Genomic DNA, 18,280 nt, shown 5'->3' on the forward strand with positions numbered 1-18,280 from the left:
CGCCCGGGTTAACTATGATGAAATCGACTGAATCTCTCCATTATTATCATCGAGGTTAACCTGATGCGGGGCATCAAAACGACACATGTCCGCCATATATTTCAGGGGCTGGCAGCACTGATTATCATCATAACGGGGATCAAGCTGGGCAGCACACTGGTTATTCCCCTGCTGCTTTCTGCCCTGCTTGCCTTGCTGGCCAATCCTGTGGTTGATTTGCTGGCGCGGTTCAGAGTTCCGCGAATCGTCGGAATCCTGTTTACCTTAACGGCCTTTGTCATCTTCGCCCTGTTATTCCTGGGTAATGTTGCCAGCACGGTTCAGGAGTTTACCGCCGCACTGCCCGGGTATCGTGAACAGCTGACTGAGTCGTTTAACAGGACTCAGGCTTTCCTGACACAGAAAAATATCCGTATTGACCTGAAAACCTTTATGGACTCCTTTGACCCATCGGCGCTTGTCAGTCTGCTGACCAATATGATTGGCAAACTCGGCAGCACCATGAGTTTTGCCCTGCTGATTTTAATCGCCGCCATCTTCATGCTGCTGGAAGCCCCGCTGCTGCCGGGTAAGCTGCGCTTGGCACTGTCATCCCCGGACCATGAATTACAGAGCATGCGTCGTTTTCTCCACTCATTTAACCGTTATGTGGCCCTGAAAACGCTGATCAGTATGATCACTGGCCTGCTGGTTGGCACCATGCTCTGGGCGAAAGGGGTGAACTTTTATGTGCTCTGGGGGCTGGTCGCTTTTCTGTTTAACTTTATCCCTAATGTCGGCTCCATCGTGGCGGCTATTCCCGGCATTCTGCTGACACTGCTGCAGTTTGGCTATGGCGATGCCATGCTGGTTCTGGCGGGCTACCTGGCGATAAACGTGTTTATCGGTAATATCATTGAGCCTAACGTTATGGGACAAGGGCTGGGATTGTCGCCCCTGGTCGTCTTTCTGTCGTTGATCTTCTGGGGCTGGCTGTTAGGGCCTGTAGGGATGATTCTCTCCGTTCCACTGACCATGTTTATTAAAATCATGATGGAATCTTCCAGACAGTGGCGGAACATGGCTATTCTGTTAGGACCTGACGACAGTGCAGAGCAACACCAACAGAAGAACAACTGATTAATAGGTAAAAGGGAGCCGGTGATGGTTGATAAACCTGACGTTGATCTGAAAAAGAATGACCCGGATAACAATCCATGGATCGACTGGGCAGAAAAGATCCGGGCCATTGCCCAGAACGGGCTCACCTTTTCCGGAAATGAATTTGACCTTGAGCGATATCACCAATTACAGGCTATTGCCCATGATATGACCGCACTGCTGACCGGAGCCCCCACAGCAAAAGTGAACGACTACTTTCTGCCGGATCATGGTTATGCCACTCCGAAGATTGACCTCCGTGGCGGCGTATTCCTCGATAATAAAATACTGCTGGTCAAAGAGCGGTCTGATGGGCGCTGGGCTCTGCCCGGGGGCTGGGGCGATGTGTGTGAACCTCCCGCTTATGGGGTCGAGCGGGAAATTGTGGAAGAGTCCGGCTATACCGCCAGGGCATTAAAGCTGGTCGCTGTTCGGGATACCCAGCAACACCCCTACCGCCCACGAAGCCCCTATCATATCTACAAATTGATTTTTCTCTGCGAATTGACCGGTGGAGCCCCAAAAGAGAATATTGAAATTTCCGATATCGGCTTTTTTGATATTGACGATCTGCCGGAGCTTTCCGGGGGAAGAACCTTGCCGGAAGATATCCAATTATTATTGGAACACAAAAATAAACGCGAATTGCCCACCGTTTTTGACTGAAACGATGGGCACAATCCGCAGAGAATATTAAGTAATTGTCTTTTAATAAGTTCCCGATTTCCGTTCACCCTGAGTGCTGAGCTTGTCGAAGTATCGAAGGGTCGTGCCACCGAACTTCGACAAGCTCAGTCCGAACGGAGTCGGGCGATGAAAATAGGGAAGTTATTTCCAGACAATTCCTAAGCCGTACCACCCACGGTAATTTCATCAATCTTCAACGTCGGCTGACCAACACCCACCGGAACAGACTGACCATCCTTACCACAGACCCCGACACCGGGGTCCAGTTCCAGGTCACTGCCGACCATGGACACCTTGTTCATCACATCAGGGCCGTTACCAATCAGGGTGGCGCCCTTGACTGGCACGGTCTTTTTGCCATTTTCGATCAACCAGGCCTCACTGGTGGAGAACACAAACTTACCGGAGGTAATATCCACCTGACCACCGCCCATGTTTTCCACATAGATGCCTTTTTTAACGGTACTGATAATCTCCTCAGGGTCATGCTTGCCAGCCAGCATATAGGTATTGGTCATCCTTGGCATGGGCAGGTGGGAATACGACTCACGACGTCCATTACCGGTCGGTGCAACACCCATTAAACGAGCGTTCAGCTTATCCTGCATGTAGCCTTTGAGAATGCCATTTTCAATCAGGACGGTGCTTTCTGTGGGTACGCCCTCATCGTCCATATTCATGGAACCACGACGACCGCCCAGCGTACCGTCATCAACAATGGTACAGAGTGGAGAAGCAACCCGTTCACCAATCCGGCCAGCATAGGCAGACGACCCTTTGCGGTTAAAGTCACCTTCCAGTCCATGACCTACCGCTTCGTGCAGCAGCACACCGGACCAGCCAGCGCTTAATACCACCGGCATGGTGCCTGCCGGAGCGGCCACTGCTTCAAGGTTGGTCATCGCCTGACGCACGGCTTTGCGGGCATACTCAAGGCCGGTGTCGTTGAGCAGGAACTGAAGGTAGTCACCCCGACCGCCGCCTCCGGCAGACCCACGCTCAATACGCCCTTCTTTTTCAGCAATAACACTGACATTCAAACGAACCAGCGGGCGAATATCCGCTGCCAGCGTGCCATCGGAGGCGGCTACCAGCACCACTTCATGAACACCGGCCAGACTCACCGTCACCTGCTTCACACTAGGGTCGGCCTTGCGGGCTTCCTGGTCCAGCTTTTTCAGCAGATCAACTTTATCTTCACTGGTTAAAGAATCCAGAGGGTTCGCGGTTCCGTAGAGCGACAATGGCTGGCTGCGCTGCCATGCCTGAACCTGCTGCTGCTGGCCGACCCGGGCAATACTTCGGGCGGCACCGGCAGCCTGTTCCAGTGCCGGGAGAATAATTTCATTGGAATAGGCAAAACCGGTTTTCTCGCCACTCATGGCGCGAACACCGACCCCGCTGTCGACATTGAAACTGCCTTCCTTAACGATGCCATCTTCCAGCACCCAGGACTCATGGCGCATGGATTGAAAATAGAGGTCAGCGGCATCCACATTGTGCCCCAGAATGTTATCCAGAATCCTGCTGAGTTCACTGTCGCCGATATTGGCTGGAGTCAGCAGTTGGTCGCGGGCTGTTGTAATAATATCGGTCATAGATTTTGTCACCACTTTTGTTACCGCTTTTGTCAGCAGCACGTTTTGTCAGCAGCATGGCTTCACACTGGTTTATTCTTATTGCAAGCCTACTCCCTGAGAACGGGCTAACTCAAGGGAAGTTTACAATTTCTCATAATGCATTTTGTTCAGTTTACCGGCTTCCATGGCCTCCCTGAACCACGGATTCCTCCCCCTTTCTACACCGCATACCATCAGCCTTTTTCGGGAGGCTGCCCAATGTGAGTATAAACTGAATAGTCGCCCAGATTCGCGACCAAGATTATTTCACCCCATGCGGGCAGCATCACCTGCATAAATGGCTCGATCAGTTATTGGCCTGCTGATTTAAGGGTTCCAACGGTATTTCAGGTTCCGCTGGCTGCTGTGCTTCGTCCCGACGATGATAGTGTTGGTAGAGAGCGCATAGACCAATGCCCGCAAGGATCGTGAAAGCGGTACCCAGGCTGACACCCAGGACAACCCCGGTACTGATGGTTCCAGCCAATGGTGCCGGCGTGACGGGCAGTGCCGTTGCCGGGGGCATGCCGGAGAATGTCATTGATGCTTCCGGTAACGTCACCACGGTTTGTGTTACTGGTGCTGAGGTTGTCATTGCCGCTGCTGCCAATGGTGTTGTGTTAGTGATCGTGGCATTGATGGACGGCAACGGCGTTGAGATGTTGTTTCCTGTCATGGTTGTATTGGACAGTACCATTTCGTTGAGCAATGCCGGGGTGGTCAGAGCAGGACTGGACAACGGAGCGCTTGTGTTGGCCATCGCCGTTTTGCCCAGTGGTGCCGGGGTAGTCTGAGTATGGCTGGACGGCCAGCGGGCTGTGCTGTCCACTGTCGTTTTGTTGAATGGTGCCTGGTCAGTCAAAGTGTGGCTGGACGGTGGGCTGGTAGTTCTGTCCATTGTCGCTTTGTTGAATGGTCCCGGGGTAGTCTGAGCATGGCTGGACAGCGGCCTGGCTGTGCTGTCCATTGCCGTTTTGTTGAATGGTGCCGGGGTAGTCTGAGCATGGCTGGTCAACGGGCTGGCTGTGCTATTCATTGTCGTTTTGTTGAATGGTGCCGAGGTAGTCTGAGTATGGCTGGACAGCGGGCTGGTTGTACTATCCATTGCCGTTTTGTTGAATGGTGCCGAGGAAGTCAGAGTACGGCTGGGCAGCGGGCTGGTTGTGCTATCCATTGCCGTTTTGTTGAATGGTGTCGAGGAAGTCATAGTATGGCTGGACAGCGGGCTGGTTGTGCTATCCATTGCCGTTTTGTTGAATGGTGCCGAGGAAATCAGAGTATGGCTGGGCAGCGGGCTGGTTGTGCTGTCCATTGCCGCATTGTTGAATGGTGCCGAGGAAGTCAGAGTATGGCTGGACTGCGGGCTGACTGTGCTGTCCATTGCCGTTTTGTTGAGTGATGTCATTGCCGCTTGCTGGGAGGTTGTATCAACCATCGCAGTGTTATTGATGGAGGATGCCGCTGTCTGCGGGCTATATTGCCGGGCAGCGGGTGAATGGGCAGGTGTAGCCGCAATAGATGTTGCTGAACAGTTCCAATGCCAGTGGTCTGTGAGTGAGTCCGACGTGAGTTGGCAATCATCGGTTACAAAACGGGAGTCAGCGGTACGGCACAATTCGGATGAATTTGCAGAGCCAAATTTACCCGGCTTACGATTAACCTTGCTGTTAAATGATCGTATATCCGCTGTATTGCCCTTGCCGACCTTACGACCGGCATCAATACCCCCACTCCCATCCTCCGTTGAGACAGAACAGTTAATAGCCCTGACCCCTCTGACCTCATCATTCACCACCCCGCCACCAATGCCGGCATGTGCCGAACGGCCTTCTGTCCTTACCTGGCTGTCCACGGCAACGAGATCATTGACGGAACCCCTGTTAAGTTGGCCTCCGCCGCCAAAAGGACTAAGACTGGCTCTGGTACCAACCTGTCCGCCACCAATGCCTGCATAAGCTATGGGAGCTTTGGTGGTGACATTGCTCTTGATCACCGTCATGGTGCGGATATCACCAGCCACTTCACCGCCGCCAATTCCGGCATCTGACCTTGCCTCATGAGTGCTGACATTACTTGACAGAACCGTCAAATGCTCAATATCCCCGGTGATTTTGCCCCCTCCAATCCCGGCATTAGAATTGCTACCCCGGGTTTCTACCCGGCTATCGGTTACTGCCAGATGCTCAGCCTGTCCATCCATTTTGCCAGCGCCGATACCCGCATCTGAGAAACGGCCAGAGGTGGTGACCTGACTGTCTGCGACATTCATATTCTTTATCTGTCCGCTGGTCGTACCACTGCCAATGCCGGCCGGGGAAAAGTTGCCAGTGGTTGTGACCGTACTGTTTTTCACATCAACGCTCTCAATCAGGCTGTCTGTTTCCTGCAGTCCGGTGATGACACCAGTGGAGGCACGAAAAAAAGGATTAGCAGCCCGCCCGTTGATAATGCTGGTATCCTCGACAAGGATGTCGCGAACCGTTGATTGTTCGCCCATTTCACAGGCCAGTGCCGCTGAGTACTGATCACTGTTTTTGATGGCACCATTGGCGACATGCAGGTCATGCACAATGGCATCAGGTCCAAGCTTGCCGAATAGACAACCCTTCGGATCACTGATGGTATGACAACCCCCATCATAATCCCCCGTGAATGGCGTGCTCCAGCTTCCAATGGTCACACTGTTGTTATGGCTGAAACTTTTTGTCTGAAGGTAGTGACCGTCCGGGGGATAACCTGGCTGACCGATTTTGCCCAGTGTTTCGCTATCCGGGACCAGAAACAGTCTGTCCGGCGCAGCCGACGTTCCGGTCAATGGTTTGCTGCCAGGAAGCGGTGTGGTGGTATGGGACAGCGCTGTTTTATGCATGGTTGTCGGCGTTGTCAGTGCATCGGTTGCTGGTTGTGTGATTGGATTTGCTGTCACGGTTTCCGTGATGGGTAATGTCGTTGGCTGAGGAACCGGGGCCGAAGTAGCAGTGGAGCTTGAACAGTTCCAATGATCTCCGGTGAGTGAATCAGGGTTCAGCTGACAATCACTGGTCACAAAACGTGCATCAGCCGTACGACATAAACCGGGTAAGGTAACATTGCCAAAGTTTTTCAATTCACCATTAACCTGGCTGTTCAGGGAGGCGGTCCCCTTCTCGCTGCCTGAACCGAGTGCCTTCCCAATATCTGCAAAACGCCCGGTGACTGAACTGTTCACTGCGGTGGTATCAGCAACTTGCCCCATGTTCCAACCGGCACCAATCGCAATCCAGGAAAGGTTCTGACTGGCTGAAACAGAACAGTCGATAGCCGTTATGCCGTTGATCTCACTTTGCTGACCAGCTACAAGGCCACCGCCAATAGCAGCAAAGCTGTGATCATTTTCTATGTTGACCCGGCTTTTCAGGGCAACAAGTTCACTGACCTTGCCAGCAACAGGCGGAAACACTCTGCCAACCTGCCCACCACCAATGGCAGCATGCCCGCTGGTTCCCGTCGTTGTGACCTGACCGTTGACTACGGTGAGTTGTTTTATCTGGCCAGTGACCAGGCCACCACCTATGCCTGCTGGAGAATAAGCCCCTGCACTGGTAACCTGAGTGTCTCTAACGGTCAAGCGCTCGATATTACCATCAACCCATCCTCCCCCGGCTCCGGTATCTGTGTTCCGCCCTGAAGAAGTGACTGAGCAGTTAACAATCTCAATGTCTTTCAGAACGCTCTTTTTACCCTGTAGCCCGGTAATTACCCCGGCGGTACTGACCGACTCTGAGGATATTACCCCTTGCCTGGTTGCCACGCTGCCATGTTCAATCCGGACATCACTGACCGCAGAGCCACCGGACATTTTACAGGCCAATACGGCAGAGTGCTGCTTGCCGGTTTGATCAATGGTGGCATTGGCAATACGCAGGTTCTTAACGTCGGCACCGGACCCGAGTTCACCGAACAAACAGTCCTGCAGATCGCTTATGGTATGGCACCCACCGTCGTAATGGCCCTGAAATGGCGTGCTGTCACTGCCAACCGGAACACTGGTGTTATGGCTGAAGCTTCGAGTCTGCTGATAATGAGCGTCCGGGGGATAGCTATCGTTACGGCCGATTTTGCCCAGTGTTGCGCTATCCTCAACGGGTATCGGGTTGTTCCAGGCCCCGGGTCTGCCTTCTGCAGGCAGGGCCGCAGCACCCGCCAGCCGGTCCATCGCCATCAGGGTGGCGGTTGCCATGGCCGGACCTGATACACGTTTTGCTGTGCCCGAAGCGGTTACCGGCTTGTCTGGCTTTTCATCTTCCTGTTTTTTATCAGTGACCTTTTGCGAATGGTGTTTTGACACATTGTCTGAACCGCTGGCTGGCTCTTTACCAGACTTTCCCGACACGGCCATATTATCCAGGCTATTCGCCAGAGAAACGTAAGAACAGATGGTTCCTATCGCATCGCTCACTGCACTCACATTGGGTACCCAGCAGGAAAGTACCTTGCTGGCCAGCCCAACCCCCTGGACGACACTATCCGCCAGGCTTGTTTTGTCGTTTTTATTGTCAGCAGGCAGCGTATTGGCAACCGGTGCAGCTGGCTGGCTGGTTTGTCGTTGATGCTCAGGAATATAATTGGGAGAGAGAGAGCTGAAGAAGGAGGTAACACCTGACTGGACAGCAACTGCAAACTTTCCTAATGTACCAGTGGGTTTGGTTTTTGCTGGTTCGTTAAGGTAGGGATTACTGGTTACATCTGTCATTGGTGCATGAGTTGAAGAAAATGGCTGCACAATTTACTCCATAAATGTTGTCTCGGTTATACATTGAGAGTGCCATTGTCGTATGAGTAAAAAACAAAGGCATACACCTAGGAGGCTAGATGGCTTTTTGTCATTATTTCAGTTTTGGTAAGATTGCTTTGGACTACATAAAGTCATAAGCAATTTCTTTTGCCGTGAAAGATATTTTGCTTTATTCGATTGTTCTCACTTTTTGCGTCGGCTTGTTCAACGTTGAGCTCTGCTATTTCCAAACCCTGAACAAGAACGGGGCGGTCAGAGTAGCGTTCAATGGTAAATGTGATTGCATGTATTGTTCTCCATAATGTTGTCAACACAGTTTCAAACAGGCAGAAAGCCAGCACTGCTGCCAGGAGGAATCCGCTGCCTGCAAGCCAGCCATGCAGGCAGCAGAACATTCATAAATGGATACAATCAGTTATTGGCCTGCTGGTTTAAGGGTTCCAAAGGTATTTCGGGTTCCGCTTGTTTCGGTGCCTCGCCCCGACGGTGGTATTGGTAGAAAGCGTATAGACCAATGCCTGCAAGGATCGTGAAAGCTGTACCCAGGCTGACACCCAGGATCAGCCCGGTGTTCGGGATTGTAACCAGTGGGGGGGTGGTGGGCAGTACCGTTGTTGGGGGCATGCCAGCAAATGTCACTGATGCTTCCGGTAACGTCACCCCGTTTTCCGTCACTGGTGCTGTGGTTGTCATTGCAGCCATTGCCAATGGTGCTGTGGTAGTGACCGTGGCATTGATGGTCGGTAACGGCGTTGTCATGGTGTGCCCTGTAATGGCCGTATTGGACATGACCATTTCGTTGAGCGGGGCCCGGGTTGTCAGAGTTGGGCTGGACAGCGGGCTGGTTGTGTTGGCCATTGCCCTTTGGCCCAAGGTGGCCTGGCTTGTCAGAGTTGGGCTGGACAGCGGACTGGTTGGGCTGGCCATTGCTGTTTTGTCCACGGGGGGCTGGCTTGTCAGAGTTGGGCCGGACAGCGGGCTGGTTGTGCTGGCCATTGCCGTTTTGTCCACGGGGGTCTGGCTTGTCAGAGTTGGTCTGGACTGCGAGCTGGTTGTGTCGGCCGTTACCTTTTCATTGAGTTGTGTCATTGCCGGTTGTTGTGAGGTTGTATCAGCCATCACGGTTTTATTGGTGGTGGCTGAAGTTGGCTGCAGGAACCGGCTATGTTGCCGGGTAGCAGTTGAACGGGCAGGTGCGGAGTCAGTAGATGAGGCAGTAGATGAAGCAGTAGATGTTGAACAATTCCGATACCAATGGTCTTCAGTGAGTGAGTCAGTTAGCTGACAATCATCGTTCACTAAACGGGAATCGACGGTACGGCATAGTTCGGGTGAATATACAGAGTCAGAGTTTTGTAAGTCACCGTTAACCCAGCTGTTCAACGTTCGTATTTCCGTTGTTTTATTACCATGACTATAACCGGAATCAATACCCGCACGCCTATTATTCGCCGTTGTAACATTACAGTTAATGGCAATGCCCCCCCTGACCTCACCAGCCACCATCCCGCCACCAATGCCGGCATAGGCCCGGGAGCCTTCCGTTCTAACGTAGCTGTCCAGGGCAACAAGATCATTGACGGAACCATCAAGCCCGGGTTCGCAATGAGTTCCGAAACCACCAACCATCCCGCCACCAATGGCGACATTCGCATGCTTACCATCGGTAGTGACCCTGCTCTTTACCACCGTTATGTTCCGGATATCACCGCACACTTGGCCGCCGCCAATCCCGGCATGAGCCAGGCCACCCATGGTTAGTACCCAACTATCGGTGACTGCCAGATGCTCAATCTCTCCAGACATCTTGCCAGCACCGATACCTGCAACTGAGTAACGCTCAGAGGTGGTGACCGAACAGTTTTTCACAACAGCGCACTCAATCAGGCTGTCTGTTTGCTGCAGTCCGGTGATGACGCCAGTGGAGGTACGATTAGAAGCCCGCTTGTTGATAATGCTGGTATCCTCGACAAGGATGTTGCGAACCGTTGATTGTTCACCCATTTCACAGGCCAGTGCCGCTGAGTACCGATCACTGTTTTCGATAACTCCATTGGCGACATTCAGGTCATGCACGATGGCACCACGCCCAAGCTTGCTGAATAGGCAGCGCTGTGGGTCTCTGATGGTATGACCGCCTCCATCATAACGCCCCGTGAATGGTGTGCTCACGCTACCAATAGCCACACCGCTGTTGTGGCTGAAACTTTTTGTCTGACGGTAGGAACCGTTCGGGGGATAGCCTTCCTGACCGATTTTGCCCAGTATTTCACTGCCATTCACGCATATTTCACTGCCATTCACGCATATCGGGTTGTTCCTGGACCCTGGTTTTCCTTCTTCGGGCAGGGCCGCAGCACCCGCTAGCCGATCCATCGCCATCAGTGTGACGGTTGCAATGGCCGGACCGGACACACTGTTTGTTGTGTTGGAAGCGTTTACCGGCTTGCCCTGCTTGTCATCTTCCTGGTGTTTATTGGTGATCTCTTGCGAATGGGGTTTTGGCACATTTTCCGAACCGCTGGTTGGCTCTTTACCCGACTTGGCCATATTGTCCAGGCTATGAGCCAGGGAAAAGGAAGAACAGAGTGTTCCTACCGCATCGCTCACTTCACTGACATTGGGTACCCAGCAAGAAAGTACCTTGCTGGCCAGCCCAACTCCCTGGACGACATCAGCCACTAAACTTGTTTTGTCGTTTTTATTTTCAGCAGGCAGCATATTGACAACCGGGGCAGTTGGCTGATTGGTTTGTCGTTGATGTTCAGGAACATAATTGGGAGAGAGAGAACTGAAAAAAGTGGTAATACCTGACTGGACAGCAACTGCAAACTTTCCTAATGTACCAGAGGGATTTGTTTTTGCTGGTTCGTTAAAGGAGGGATTGCTGGTTACATCTGACATTGGTACATGAGTTGAAGAAAATGGTTGCACAATTTACTCCATAATAGATGTTGTCTCTGTTAGATATTTAGAGCGCCATTGTCGTATGAGTAAAAAACAAAGGCATACACTAGTACATCGTTTCAATGAGTTTGACGTGTACAATCTCCGTTCACCCTGAGCGTCCATCGTCTCCGCTCAGGATGCGCGGACTAAGGGGGCTTGGCACGATCTATCAGAGTCCGGAGTTTCCGTCCTTCGACAGGCTCAGGACGAACGGAGTGTGGAGGCACGACAACCAGTCAAACTCATTGAAACCATCTACTAGGAGGCTAGATGACTTTTTGTCGTTATTTCAGTTTTGGTAAGATTGCTTTGGACTACACAAGGACATAAGCAATTACTTTTGCCGTGAAAAATATTTTGCTTTATTCGTATTGTTCTCACTTTTTGCGTCGGCTTGTTCAACGTTAAGCTCTGCTATTTCCAAACCCTGAACAAGAACGGGGGCAAAGAAAGCAATACGCATAGTACACTACGAAGTTTACATTTTTTTAACGCAAGCATACTATAAACTCAAACGTTTACTTCTGAGTTATAAGCCTCCCGAACACAACTTCAGGAAATAGTTTTCCTCCTACCTTGATCACATCGGATCAGATTTTTTTAGAGACCGGTCACTATGCTGACATCCATACAAATCACCAGACGGGCAGCTGCCATTGCCCTGGCATCACTCCTTCTTGGAGGGTGCGGTCAAGAAGACGTTGCTCAAACAAAAACTGTCGTTATTCAACCTGCTCTGACAGAAGTGGTCAGCAGCAGTATCAATGATGAACTCAGTTTTAATGGTGTGGTCCGCTGAACGAGCCAACCTTGCCTTTCGTGTAGGTCGACTGATCACCAACATCCGGGTAAAAGAAGGTGATTACATCAAACAGGGGGATCTGCTGGCCAAACTGGATGCCCGGGATGCCAAAACAGCACTTGCATCGGCGGAGCTTGAGCTGCAAAGTGCAGAGGATGACTATAATCGCGCCAAAGCGATTTTTGACAAAAGCCGGGCGATTTCCAAAAGTGATCTGGACGCCATCACCACCCGATTCAATCTGGCCCGGAACCGTGTCGATGAAGCAAAACGACAGCATGAGTACACCGAGCTGAGAGCACCTTTTGACGGCATCATCGGTCGTAAACTGGTGGACAACCATATCCAGATCCAGGCCAATGCGCCAGTGCTGGTGCTGCATGACCTGAGTGACCTGGAAGTTGTGATTAACCTCCCCCATCAGATGATGCTTTCCGAGCAGAATCAGGCGACAGTCAATGCGGAATTATCCGCCGTACCCGGTCAGTTGTTCCCACTGGATTTACGCACCTGGGCAACAGAAGCGGAGCCTGTCTCCCAGACTTACCCGGTGGTATTCGGATTTAATGACCTCAAGGGCTTCCGCGTTCTGCCGGGCATGGCTGTTAAAGTCACTGCGTCCAGCACCCGGGCGGAAGGCGCTCTGGCAACCATCACCGTTCCGCTGACGGCAGTGGTTCCGGACAATCAGGGCGGCCAGTTTGTCTGGGTGGTTGGCAGTGACAACCGGGTGAAAAAACGTTTTGTCAAAGTGGGCAACCTGAATAACAACCGCATTGAGATCAGACAACACCTGACCACCGGTGAACGGGTCATTATCGCCGGTGTCTCCAGCCTTAAAGAGGGCATGGAAGTTCGCCCATATACCGATAGCTCTGCTGAAAAAGCCACGAAAGGCTCTGGAAAAGCTGATGGCTCTTTCATCAAAAAAGCTGATGGCTCTCTTATCAGAAACGCTGATGGCTCCACCCAGAAAAGTTCTGGAGTCTGATGCATGGATATTGCACGCTACACCATCGCAAAACGTACCAGTGTCTGGGTGATTATCGCCCTGACCCTGATCGGCGGCTATATCAGCTACCTGAAACTGGGTCGCTTTGAAGACCCTGAATTCGTTATTCGTCAGGCGGTCATTAATACGCCTTATAATGGTGCCACCGCCCAGGAAGTATCCGATGAAGTCACGGACCTGATCGAAGGTGCGGTTCAATCCCTGCAGGAGCTGAAGGAAGTAAAGTCCGTCTCCAAACAGGGCATGTCCGAAGTGACCGTTGAAATCCAGCTGGAATTTGCCAAAAGCTCCGGGGATTTACAGCAGGTCTGGGACAAACTGCGGCGGAAAATCAGTGATGTTCAACGGCAACTGCCGCCCGGTGCCGGCCCATCCATCGTTAATGATGATTTCGCCGATGTTTATGCCCTCTTCTTTGCCGTAACCGGTGAAGGGTTCAGTGACCGGCAACTGCAGGATTATGTCGACACCCTGCGTCGTGAGCTGGTACTGGTGCCGGGCGTAGCCAAAACAGCCACGCTGGCCGAACAACAGGAAACCATTTTCGTCGAAATATCCAGTGAACGGATGGCCAGGTACGGCCTGTCGGCAGAGAAAGTCCTTCAGGTACTGCAAAAACAGAACCTGGTGGCCGTTGCCGGCAGTCTTGCTACTGATGCCATGCGCATTCCAGTGATTCCCTCCGCCAGCGTACACTCCTTTACTGACCTGAAAAATCTGCAGGTCGGCGTTGGTGAAAACAACGCCGTACTCCGCCTGGGCGATATTGCCGATGTGACCCGGGGATACCGGGAACCGGCCTCCATGCTGATGCGCTATAACGGCGAACGGGCCATTGGGTTTGGTATCTCCAATGTCACCGGTGGCAACGTGGTGGATATGGGCGATGCGGTCAAGGCACGGATTGCTGAACTGGAAAACCAGCGACCACTGGGCATGGAGCTGGATGTGATTTCCATGCAATCCGATTCGGTGCGTGCGTCAGTGGCCATTGCTGGGCGGAACCGTTGTGGGCATCTGTGCCTTCAGTGCCATTGGTCTGTCACCGTCGGATATGGGGGAATACGCCGGTTCACTGTTCTGGGTAATCCTCTACTCCATGCTGTTCAGCTGGGTATTTGCGGTCACAGTCACCCCAATGCTCTGCCATGACTTTATGAAAGTGAATACCAGCAAGGCGGCCCCAAAGCCAGGTCGAATGATCACGGCCTATAAAGCGCTGCTGGTATGGGTTATTAACCATCGTCTGGTAAGTTCAGTACTGCTACTGGCCACAATGGCAGTAACCATCTGGGGTGTGCAGTTTGTGCCTCCCGGCTTTATGCCTGATTCACAACGCGCACAGTTTGTGGTGGACGTCTATCTGCCACAGGGTTCCGATATCAAGCGTACCGAAGCAGTGGTTGCTGATATCGAGCAGGATGTAAAAGCTAAAGAAGGCATCACCAATATCACCAGCTTTATTGGCGGCGGCGGACTGCGCCTTATGCTGACCTATTCGCCAGAGGCGCGGAACCCAAGCTACGGTCAGCTGCTGATTGATATTGATGATTACACCCGAATTGCGCCGTTATTGAGCGAACTGCAAACAGAACTGGACACCAAATACCCCGACGCATCAATAAAAGCCTGGAAGTTTATGCTGGGCCGCGGTGGTGGCAAGAAGATCGAAGCCGGTTTCCAGAGTCCGGACAGTCAGGTGTTGCGTCAACTGGCTGAGCAGGCCAAAACAATCATGCTGAATGAACCTGACCTGATTGCGATTCAGGACGACTGGCACCAGCAGGTACCTGTCCTGCGTCCGGTATACGCAGCTGAAGAAGCGCAACGTTTCGGCCTGACCACACCGGAGATCAACCAGGCCATTACCCAGACACTGACTGGCCGAAACGTCGGGGTGTACCGTGAGGGTAATGAGCTGATTCCTATTGTGGTCCGCTCACCCGAGGATGAACGCAACCATCAACGGGCTATCGAAAATACCGAAGTGTTCAGTCAGGTGGCGCAGCGCTTTATTCCGGTGAGTCAGTTGATCGATTCAGTCGATGTCGTCTATCAGGATGCCATCTTGCGTCGTATTGACCGCGTACCTACCATTCTTGTACAGGGCGACCCGGCACCCGGTGTCCTGACGGCGGATGCATTCAACAATATCCGCAGCAAAATCGAAGCGATTGAACTGCCTCCCGGCTATCAGCTGACCTGGTATGGTGAATACAAAGCCTCAAGGGACGCTAATGAAGGACTGGTGATTTCTGCGCCTTATGGTTTTGCCGCCATGATCCTGTCGGACATCTTTATGTTCAACGCCCTGCGCCAGCCCCTGGTCATCTGGCTGACCGCACCGCTGGCACTGGTGGGCGTCACTATCGAGCTGGTAATCTTCCAGACGCCTTTCGAATTTATGGCGATACTGGGCTTTTTAAGCCTGATCGGCATGATGGTAAAGAATGCGATTGTTCTGGTGGACCAGGCGGATGTGGAAAGCAAAGGTGGGAAACCGGCGTATCATGCCATTATTGATGCCGCCCTCAGCCGTGCCCGTCCGGTGTTGCTGGGTGCCCTGACCACCATACTGGGCGTGGCTCCGCTATTGGTTGACCCATTCTTTAAAAGCATGGCAGTGACCATTATGTTTGGTCTGCTGTTTGCCACCATTCTGACCCTGGTGGTTATTCCACTGTTTTATGCCATCTTCTTCAAAGTGACTGTTGAAACGGCATAAAAGCGGATAAGAATATTCGCTCCTGCCGGGAGCGAATATTTTTTCAACCATTGGCCTGCCATTGACCTCCCCATCAACCTCATCGAAAAAATGCACTATCGTTTCATATTTCCCCGGGGTATATCTCAAAGCCGAATCAATTTTATCCGCGTAATAAGCAACACATTTTTTGTGGATCGACACGTTAGCATAACTAACCAATCGGTCAGTGATTTTTGCGAAAGCAAATGATCAAGTACTTTACGTTTCAAAATAATCAAGTCGTAAAAACGTAAAGGAATGTGTGACATGAATAACCCTCCACCCAGTGCCGGAGTGGTCCCAGTGGACTATTTCACTAATTGCCCGGTCTGTTTGGAAAAAATCTTACCTCCCGAACATCCGCAATTTGCGGGCAGACGCATCGCCCTGGTCAAGCCCTGCGGACATAAATTCCACTTTGAGTGCAATGCTCCCTGGATAGAAGAAAAACTGACATGCCCTTTCGACCGGGTAGTCATTGAGGAGGTAGTGGTAATGCTGAACCTGCCCCGAGACTGGCAGGAGATGATGGTTATTGCAGCAAAAGAGGGCAATATCGAGATCATCCAGGCCCTGCTGAACCGGGGTGCAGACGTGGATGCGAACAAAGCCGAGGGGGATACCCCCCTGGCCTGGGCTGTGGAGACAAAGCACTTTGATGCAGCTCTGCTGTTGGCCAGCAGGGGAACATCTGACCCGATCAGTCTGTTCAAACTGGGGAATCTGTTCCGCGATGGTGACAGGAACCTCCCGGCAGATCTGCACCAGGCGGAAAGCTGTTACCTGAAGGCGGCCGGGCTGGGGAGTGTCAAGGCCATGTCCTGCCTGGGCTCCATTTATCTCAAAGGTGGCAATGACTTCCCGGTAAATCTTCAGCAGGCGAAATACTGGTTAAACAAGGCTGTCAGGGGAGGGTGCCCCAGGGCCATAGCCAGCATGGGCTCTCTGTTTGTGAAAAAGATGGCAAGCGCTTTCCGTTAAGTAGCTGGCCATATGGAATCGAATATTTCTGGCTACTTGGGCTGGTACTATGCGAGGCACAACGGAGGGAGCATAGCCGTAGCCATGTGACCGGAGTTGTAACGAAGCACGACTGCATGGATGCAGGAGCTAGAGCAACGCAGGAGCAGTTGCCGGGAGTGCCAGCACAAGGAGTCAGAAATATATGATTTCATATGGTTAGCTACTTAACCCGGAAGAACTTGGAAAAAATGGGCTATACCGTTAAAGTCATGGCCCTGAATTCAGGTTTACTGGCAATCCATTTCAGGAATAAAAAACCGGTTGGCAATTCTGCCCTCCCGGAAAGGTTTTTTATGGGTAATAAAAGGCAGCTCACCGACCTTTAGCTCTTTTCCCGTCCGTCCCCGTCTCTATTGTTAAACTGATGCCAACCCGGTAGCGGTTCTGTTGGCTGAGGATCCACTGATGAACAACACCCAAATCAACTATGCCGTTCAGGACGCCATTGAGTGGTCACTGATGCACGGCATGGCGGTAAAAACCGCCAAAGATTCTGCACGACACTGTGCCTTCAGCTTTGCCCCCACCCTGATCGGGCGTGAACGCTTTGAATTGTTGAAATCCATTGTGCCATTGATGGGCAAGCTGATTCACGGTGTTTCAGAAGACCATGGTTTTCTTATGGATGCCATTGAGCCACTGTGCAGTGGCGATGTCTTTTTTGCCAGCCTGCTGGAGCTGCACCAGAACATCCACGGCAGCACCAAGCCTGCCAGACGGCTGCCCATGCTACTGATGCGCACAGACTTTATGGACGATGCAGAGTCTGGCCCGAAACTGATCGAATTTAATGGCATTGCTGCCGGTATGGGGCCTTTTGGTCAACGGGCCCATGAGCTGCACCATTATCTGCAGTATCAGTGGCCAGCGGCCTTTCAATCCTGGTCCGAGGCAGATGACCTTGAACTGATTCCAAACCATGGCATAGAACATCTGGCCAGGGGTGCAACAGCCTCTGAAGGCGGGGTCCATAGCGGTCAGGGGGCGGTGGACTCACTGGCCTGCACCCGCCCCCCCTGGCAACGCCTGTGTTTCTGACGCCCTATTGCGCTGAAGACTGGTGCTTTATTTGGTGATCGTCGTCTTTTCTCAAGGTACAAATCTTCATGCTCATCGCGGTCGTTGGAAAACACGACAGGTATCGGATCCTGCAGGTCTTTTTTTGAGTTTTTAGCGCCTGGTTATTGGATCTTTTTGGCGTTTACCCGGTCTGAGTAACCAACCCAGAAAACGTAAGTGAAAAAGTCTCTTACATGGACAGCATTCCCTCCAGTCCGGCAGAAGCCATACCCACTGAGAATGCAATCTGCCCGATATGCCACGATGATCTCTACCGACCTGAAGACCCGGAATTTGCGGGCAGGCACGTCACCATAGCCAGGCCTTGCGGACATAAATTCCACCTTAACTGCCTTACCACCTGGACCGATGATCACCTGACGTGCCCCGTGGGGCGCAGAGTCATTGAGACCGTAGAGCTGGAAATCCTCACCCTGCCCCCGGACTGGCGGCAGCAGATGATCACGGC

The 18,280-nt window shown here is 52.2% G+C and carries 12 protein-coding genes; 9 read left to right on the forward strand and 3 right to left on the reverse strand.

The window, feature by feature from the left end; genetic code table 11:
- The first annotated feature begins 63 nt into the window (after positions 1-63).
- Together ACO6V1_RS07435 and ACO6V1_RS07440 are read left to right on the forward strand one after the other, a co-directional pair.
- A complete protein-coding gene (locus ACO6V1_RS07435; protein WP_422466349.1) occupies positions 64-1,119 on the forward strand; it encodes an AI-2E family transporter in 1,056 nt (351 codons plus the stop codon).
- 24 nt (positions 1,120-1,143) lie between these two features.
- Complete coding sequence (locus ACO6V1_RS07440) at positions 1,144-1,806, forward strand: NUDIX hydrolase (RefSeq protein WP_422466351.1); 663 nt, start codon at positions 1,144-1,146, stop codon at positions 1,804-1,806.
- A gap of 179 nt (positions 1,807-1,985) precedes the next feature.
- Here ACO6V1_RS07440 and tldD read toward each other — a convergent pair whose 3' ends face one another.
- The 3 genes from tldD to ACO6V1_RS07455 all read right to left on the reverse strand — a co-directional run bounded on the left by tldD (position 1,986) and on the right by ACO6V1_RS07455 (position 11,154).
- Positions 1,986-3,425: a metalloprotease TldD gene (gene tldD / locus ACO6V1_RS07445; protein ID WP_422466353.1), complete on the reverse strand. Its 1,440-nt coding sequence runs from the start codon at positions 3,423-3,425 to the stop codon at positions 1,986-1,988.
- Positions 3,426-3,753: 328 nt separating this feature from the next.
- Complete coding sequence (locus tag ACO6V1_RS07450) at positions 3,754-8,208, reverse strand: hypothetical protein (protein ID WP_422466355.1); 4,455 nt, start codon at positions 8,206-8,208, stop codon at positions 3,754-3,756.
- 423 nt (positions 8,209-8,631) lie between these two features.
- Positions 8,632-11,154, reverse strand: coding sequence for a hypothetical protein (locus ACO6V1_RS07455; protein WP_422466357.1), 2,523 nt, complete (start codon positions 11,152-11,154; stop codon positions 8,632-8,634).
- A gap of 631 nt (positions 11,155-11,785) precedes the next feature.
- On the opposite strand from ACO6V1_RS07455, the gene ACO6V1_RS07460 reads away from it, so the two are divergent.
- The 7 genes from ACO6V1_RS07460 to ACO6V1_RS07490 form a co-directional block, all read left to right on the forward strand.
- On the forward strand, positions 11,786-11,968 hold the full coding sequence (locus ACO6V1_RS07460; protein ID WP_422466359.1) for a hypothetical protein: 183 nt from the start codon (positions 11,786-11,788) through the stop codon (positions 11,966-11,968).
- Positions 11,934-12,962 carry an efflux RND transporter periplasmic adaptor subunit gene (locus ACO6V1_RS07465; protein ID WP_422466361.1) on the forward strand — a complete coding sequence of 343 codons (1,029 nt, stop codon included), beginning with the start codon at positions 11,934-11,936 and terminating at the stop codon, positions 12,960-12,962. Before ACO6V1_RS07460 ends, ACO6V1_RS07465 begins: the two co-directional genes overlap by 35 nt.
- A 3-nt stretch (positions 12,963-12,965) precedes the next feature.
- Positions 12,966-14,135: an efflux RND transporter permease subunit gene (locus ACO6V1_RS07470; RefSeq protein ID WP_422466363.1), complete on the forward strand. Its 1,170-nt coding sequence runs from the start codon at positions 12,966-12,968 to the stop codon at positions 14,133-14,135.
- A complete protein-coding gene (locus ACO6V1_RS07475) occupies positions 14,083-15,708 on the forward strand; it encodes an efflux RND transporter permease subunit (RefSeq protein ID WP_422466369.1) in 1,626 nt (541 codons plus the stop codon). The genes ACO6V1_RS07470 and ACO6V1_RS07475 overlap by 53 nt, the downstream gene beginning before the upstream one ends.
- 288 nt (positions 15,709-15,996) lie before the next feature.
- Positions 15,997-16,710, forward strand: coding sequence for an SEL1-like repeat protein (locus tag ACO6V1_RS07480; RefSeq protein WP_422449216.1), 714 nt, complete (start codon positions 15,997-15,999; stop codon positions 16,708-16,710).
- Between the two features lie 447 nt (positions 16,711-17,157).
- Entirely contained in the window at positions 17,158-17,790 is a 633-nt protein-coding gene (locus ACO6V1_RS07485; RefSeq protein ID WP_422466365.1) for a hypothetical protein, read from the forward strand.
- A gap of 215 nt (positions 17,791-18,005) precedes the next feature.
- Positions 18,006-18,280 (forward strand): RING finger domain-containing protein (locus ACO6V1_RS07490; RefSeq protein ID WP_422466367.1); only part of this gene is annotated, 275 nt, incomplete at its 3' end.

Origin of the sequence: Endozoicomonas sp. ALC013, from assembly GCF_049310205.1 — a bacterium.
Classification (GTDB): domain Bacteria; phylum Pseudomonadota; class Gammaproteobacteria; order Pseudomonadales; family Endozoicomonadaceae; genus Endozoicomonas.

What these genes read in the sequence shown, in the direction of transcription:
- ACO6V1_RS07435 (WP_422466349.1), top strand. Translation starts at nt 64, where the DNA reads ATGCGGGGCATCAAAACGACACATGTCCGCCATATATTTCAGGGGCTG.
- ACO6V1_RS07440 (WP_422466351.1), top strand. Translation starts at nt 1,144, where the DNA reads ATGGTTGATAAACCTGACGTTGATCTGAAAAAGAATGACCCGGATAAC.
- tldD (WP_422466353.1), bottom strand. Translation starts at nt 3,425, where the DNA reads ATGACCGATATTATTACAACAGCCCGCGACCAACTGCTGACTCCAGCC.
- ACO6V1_RS07460 (WP_422466359.1), top strand. Translation starts at nt 11,786, where the DNA reads ATGCTGACATCCATACAAATCACCAGACGGGCAGCTGCCATTGCCCTG.
- ACO6V1_RS07465 (WP_422466361.1), top strand. Translation starts at nt 11,934, where the DNA reads ATGATGAACTCAGTTTTAATGGTGTGGTCCGCTGAACGAGCCAACCTT.
- ACO6V1_RS07470 (WP_422466363.1), top strand. Translation starts at nt 12,966, where the DNA reads ATGGATATTGCACGCTACACCATCGCAAAACGTACCAGTGTCTGGGTG.
- ACO6V1_RS07475 (WP_422466369.1), top strand. Translation starts at nt 14,083, where the DNA reads ATGCTGTTCAGCTGGGTATTTGCGGTCACAGTCACCCCAATGCTCTGC.
- ACO6V1_RS07480 (WP_422449216.1), top strand. Translation starts at nt 15,997, where the DNA reads ATGAATAACCCTCCACCCAGTGCCGGAGTGGTCCCAGTGGACTATTTC.
- ACO6V1_RS07485 (WP_422466365.1), top strand. Translation starts at nt 17,158, where the DNA reads ATGAACAACACCCAAATCAACTATGCCGTTCAGGACGCCATTGAGTGG.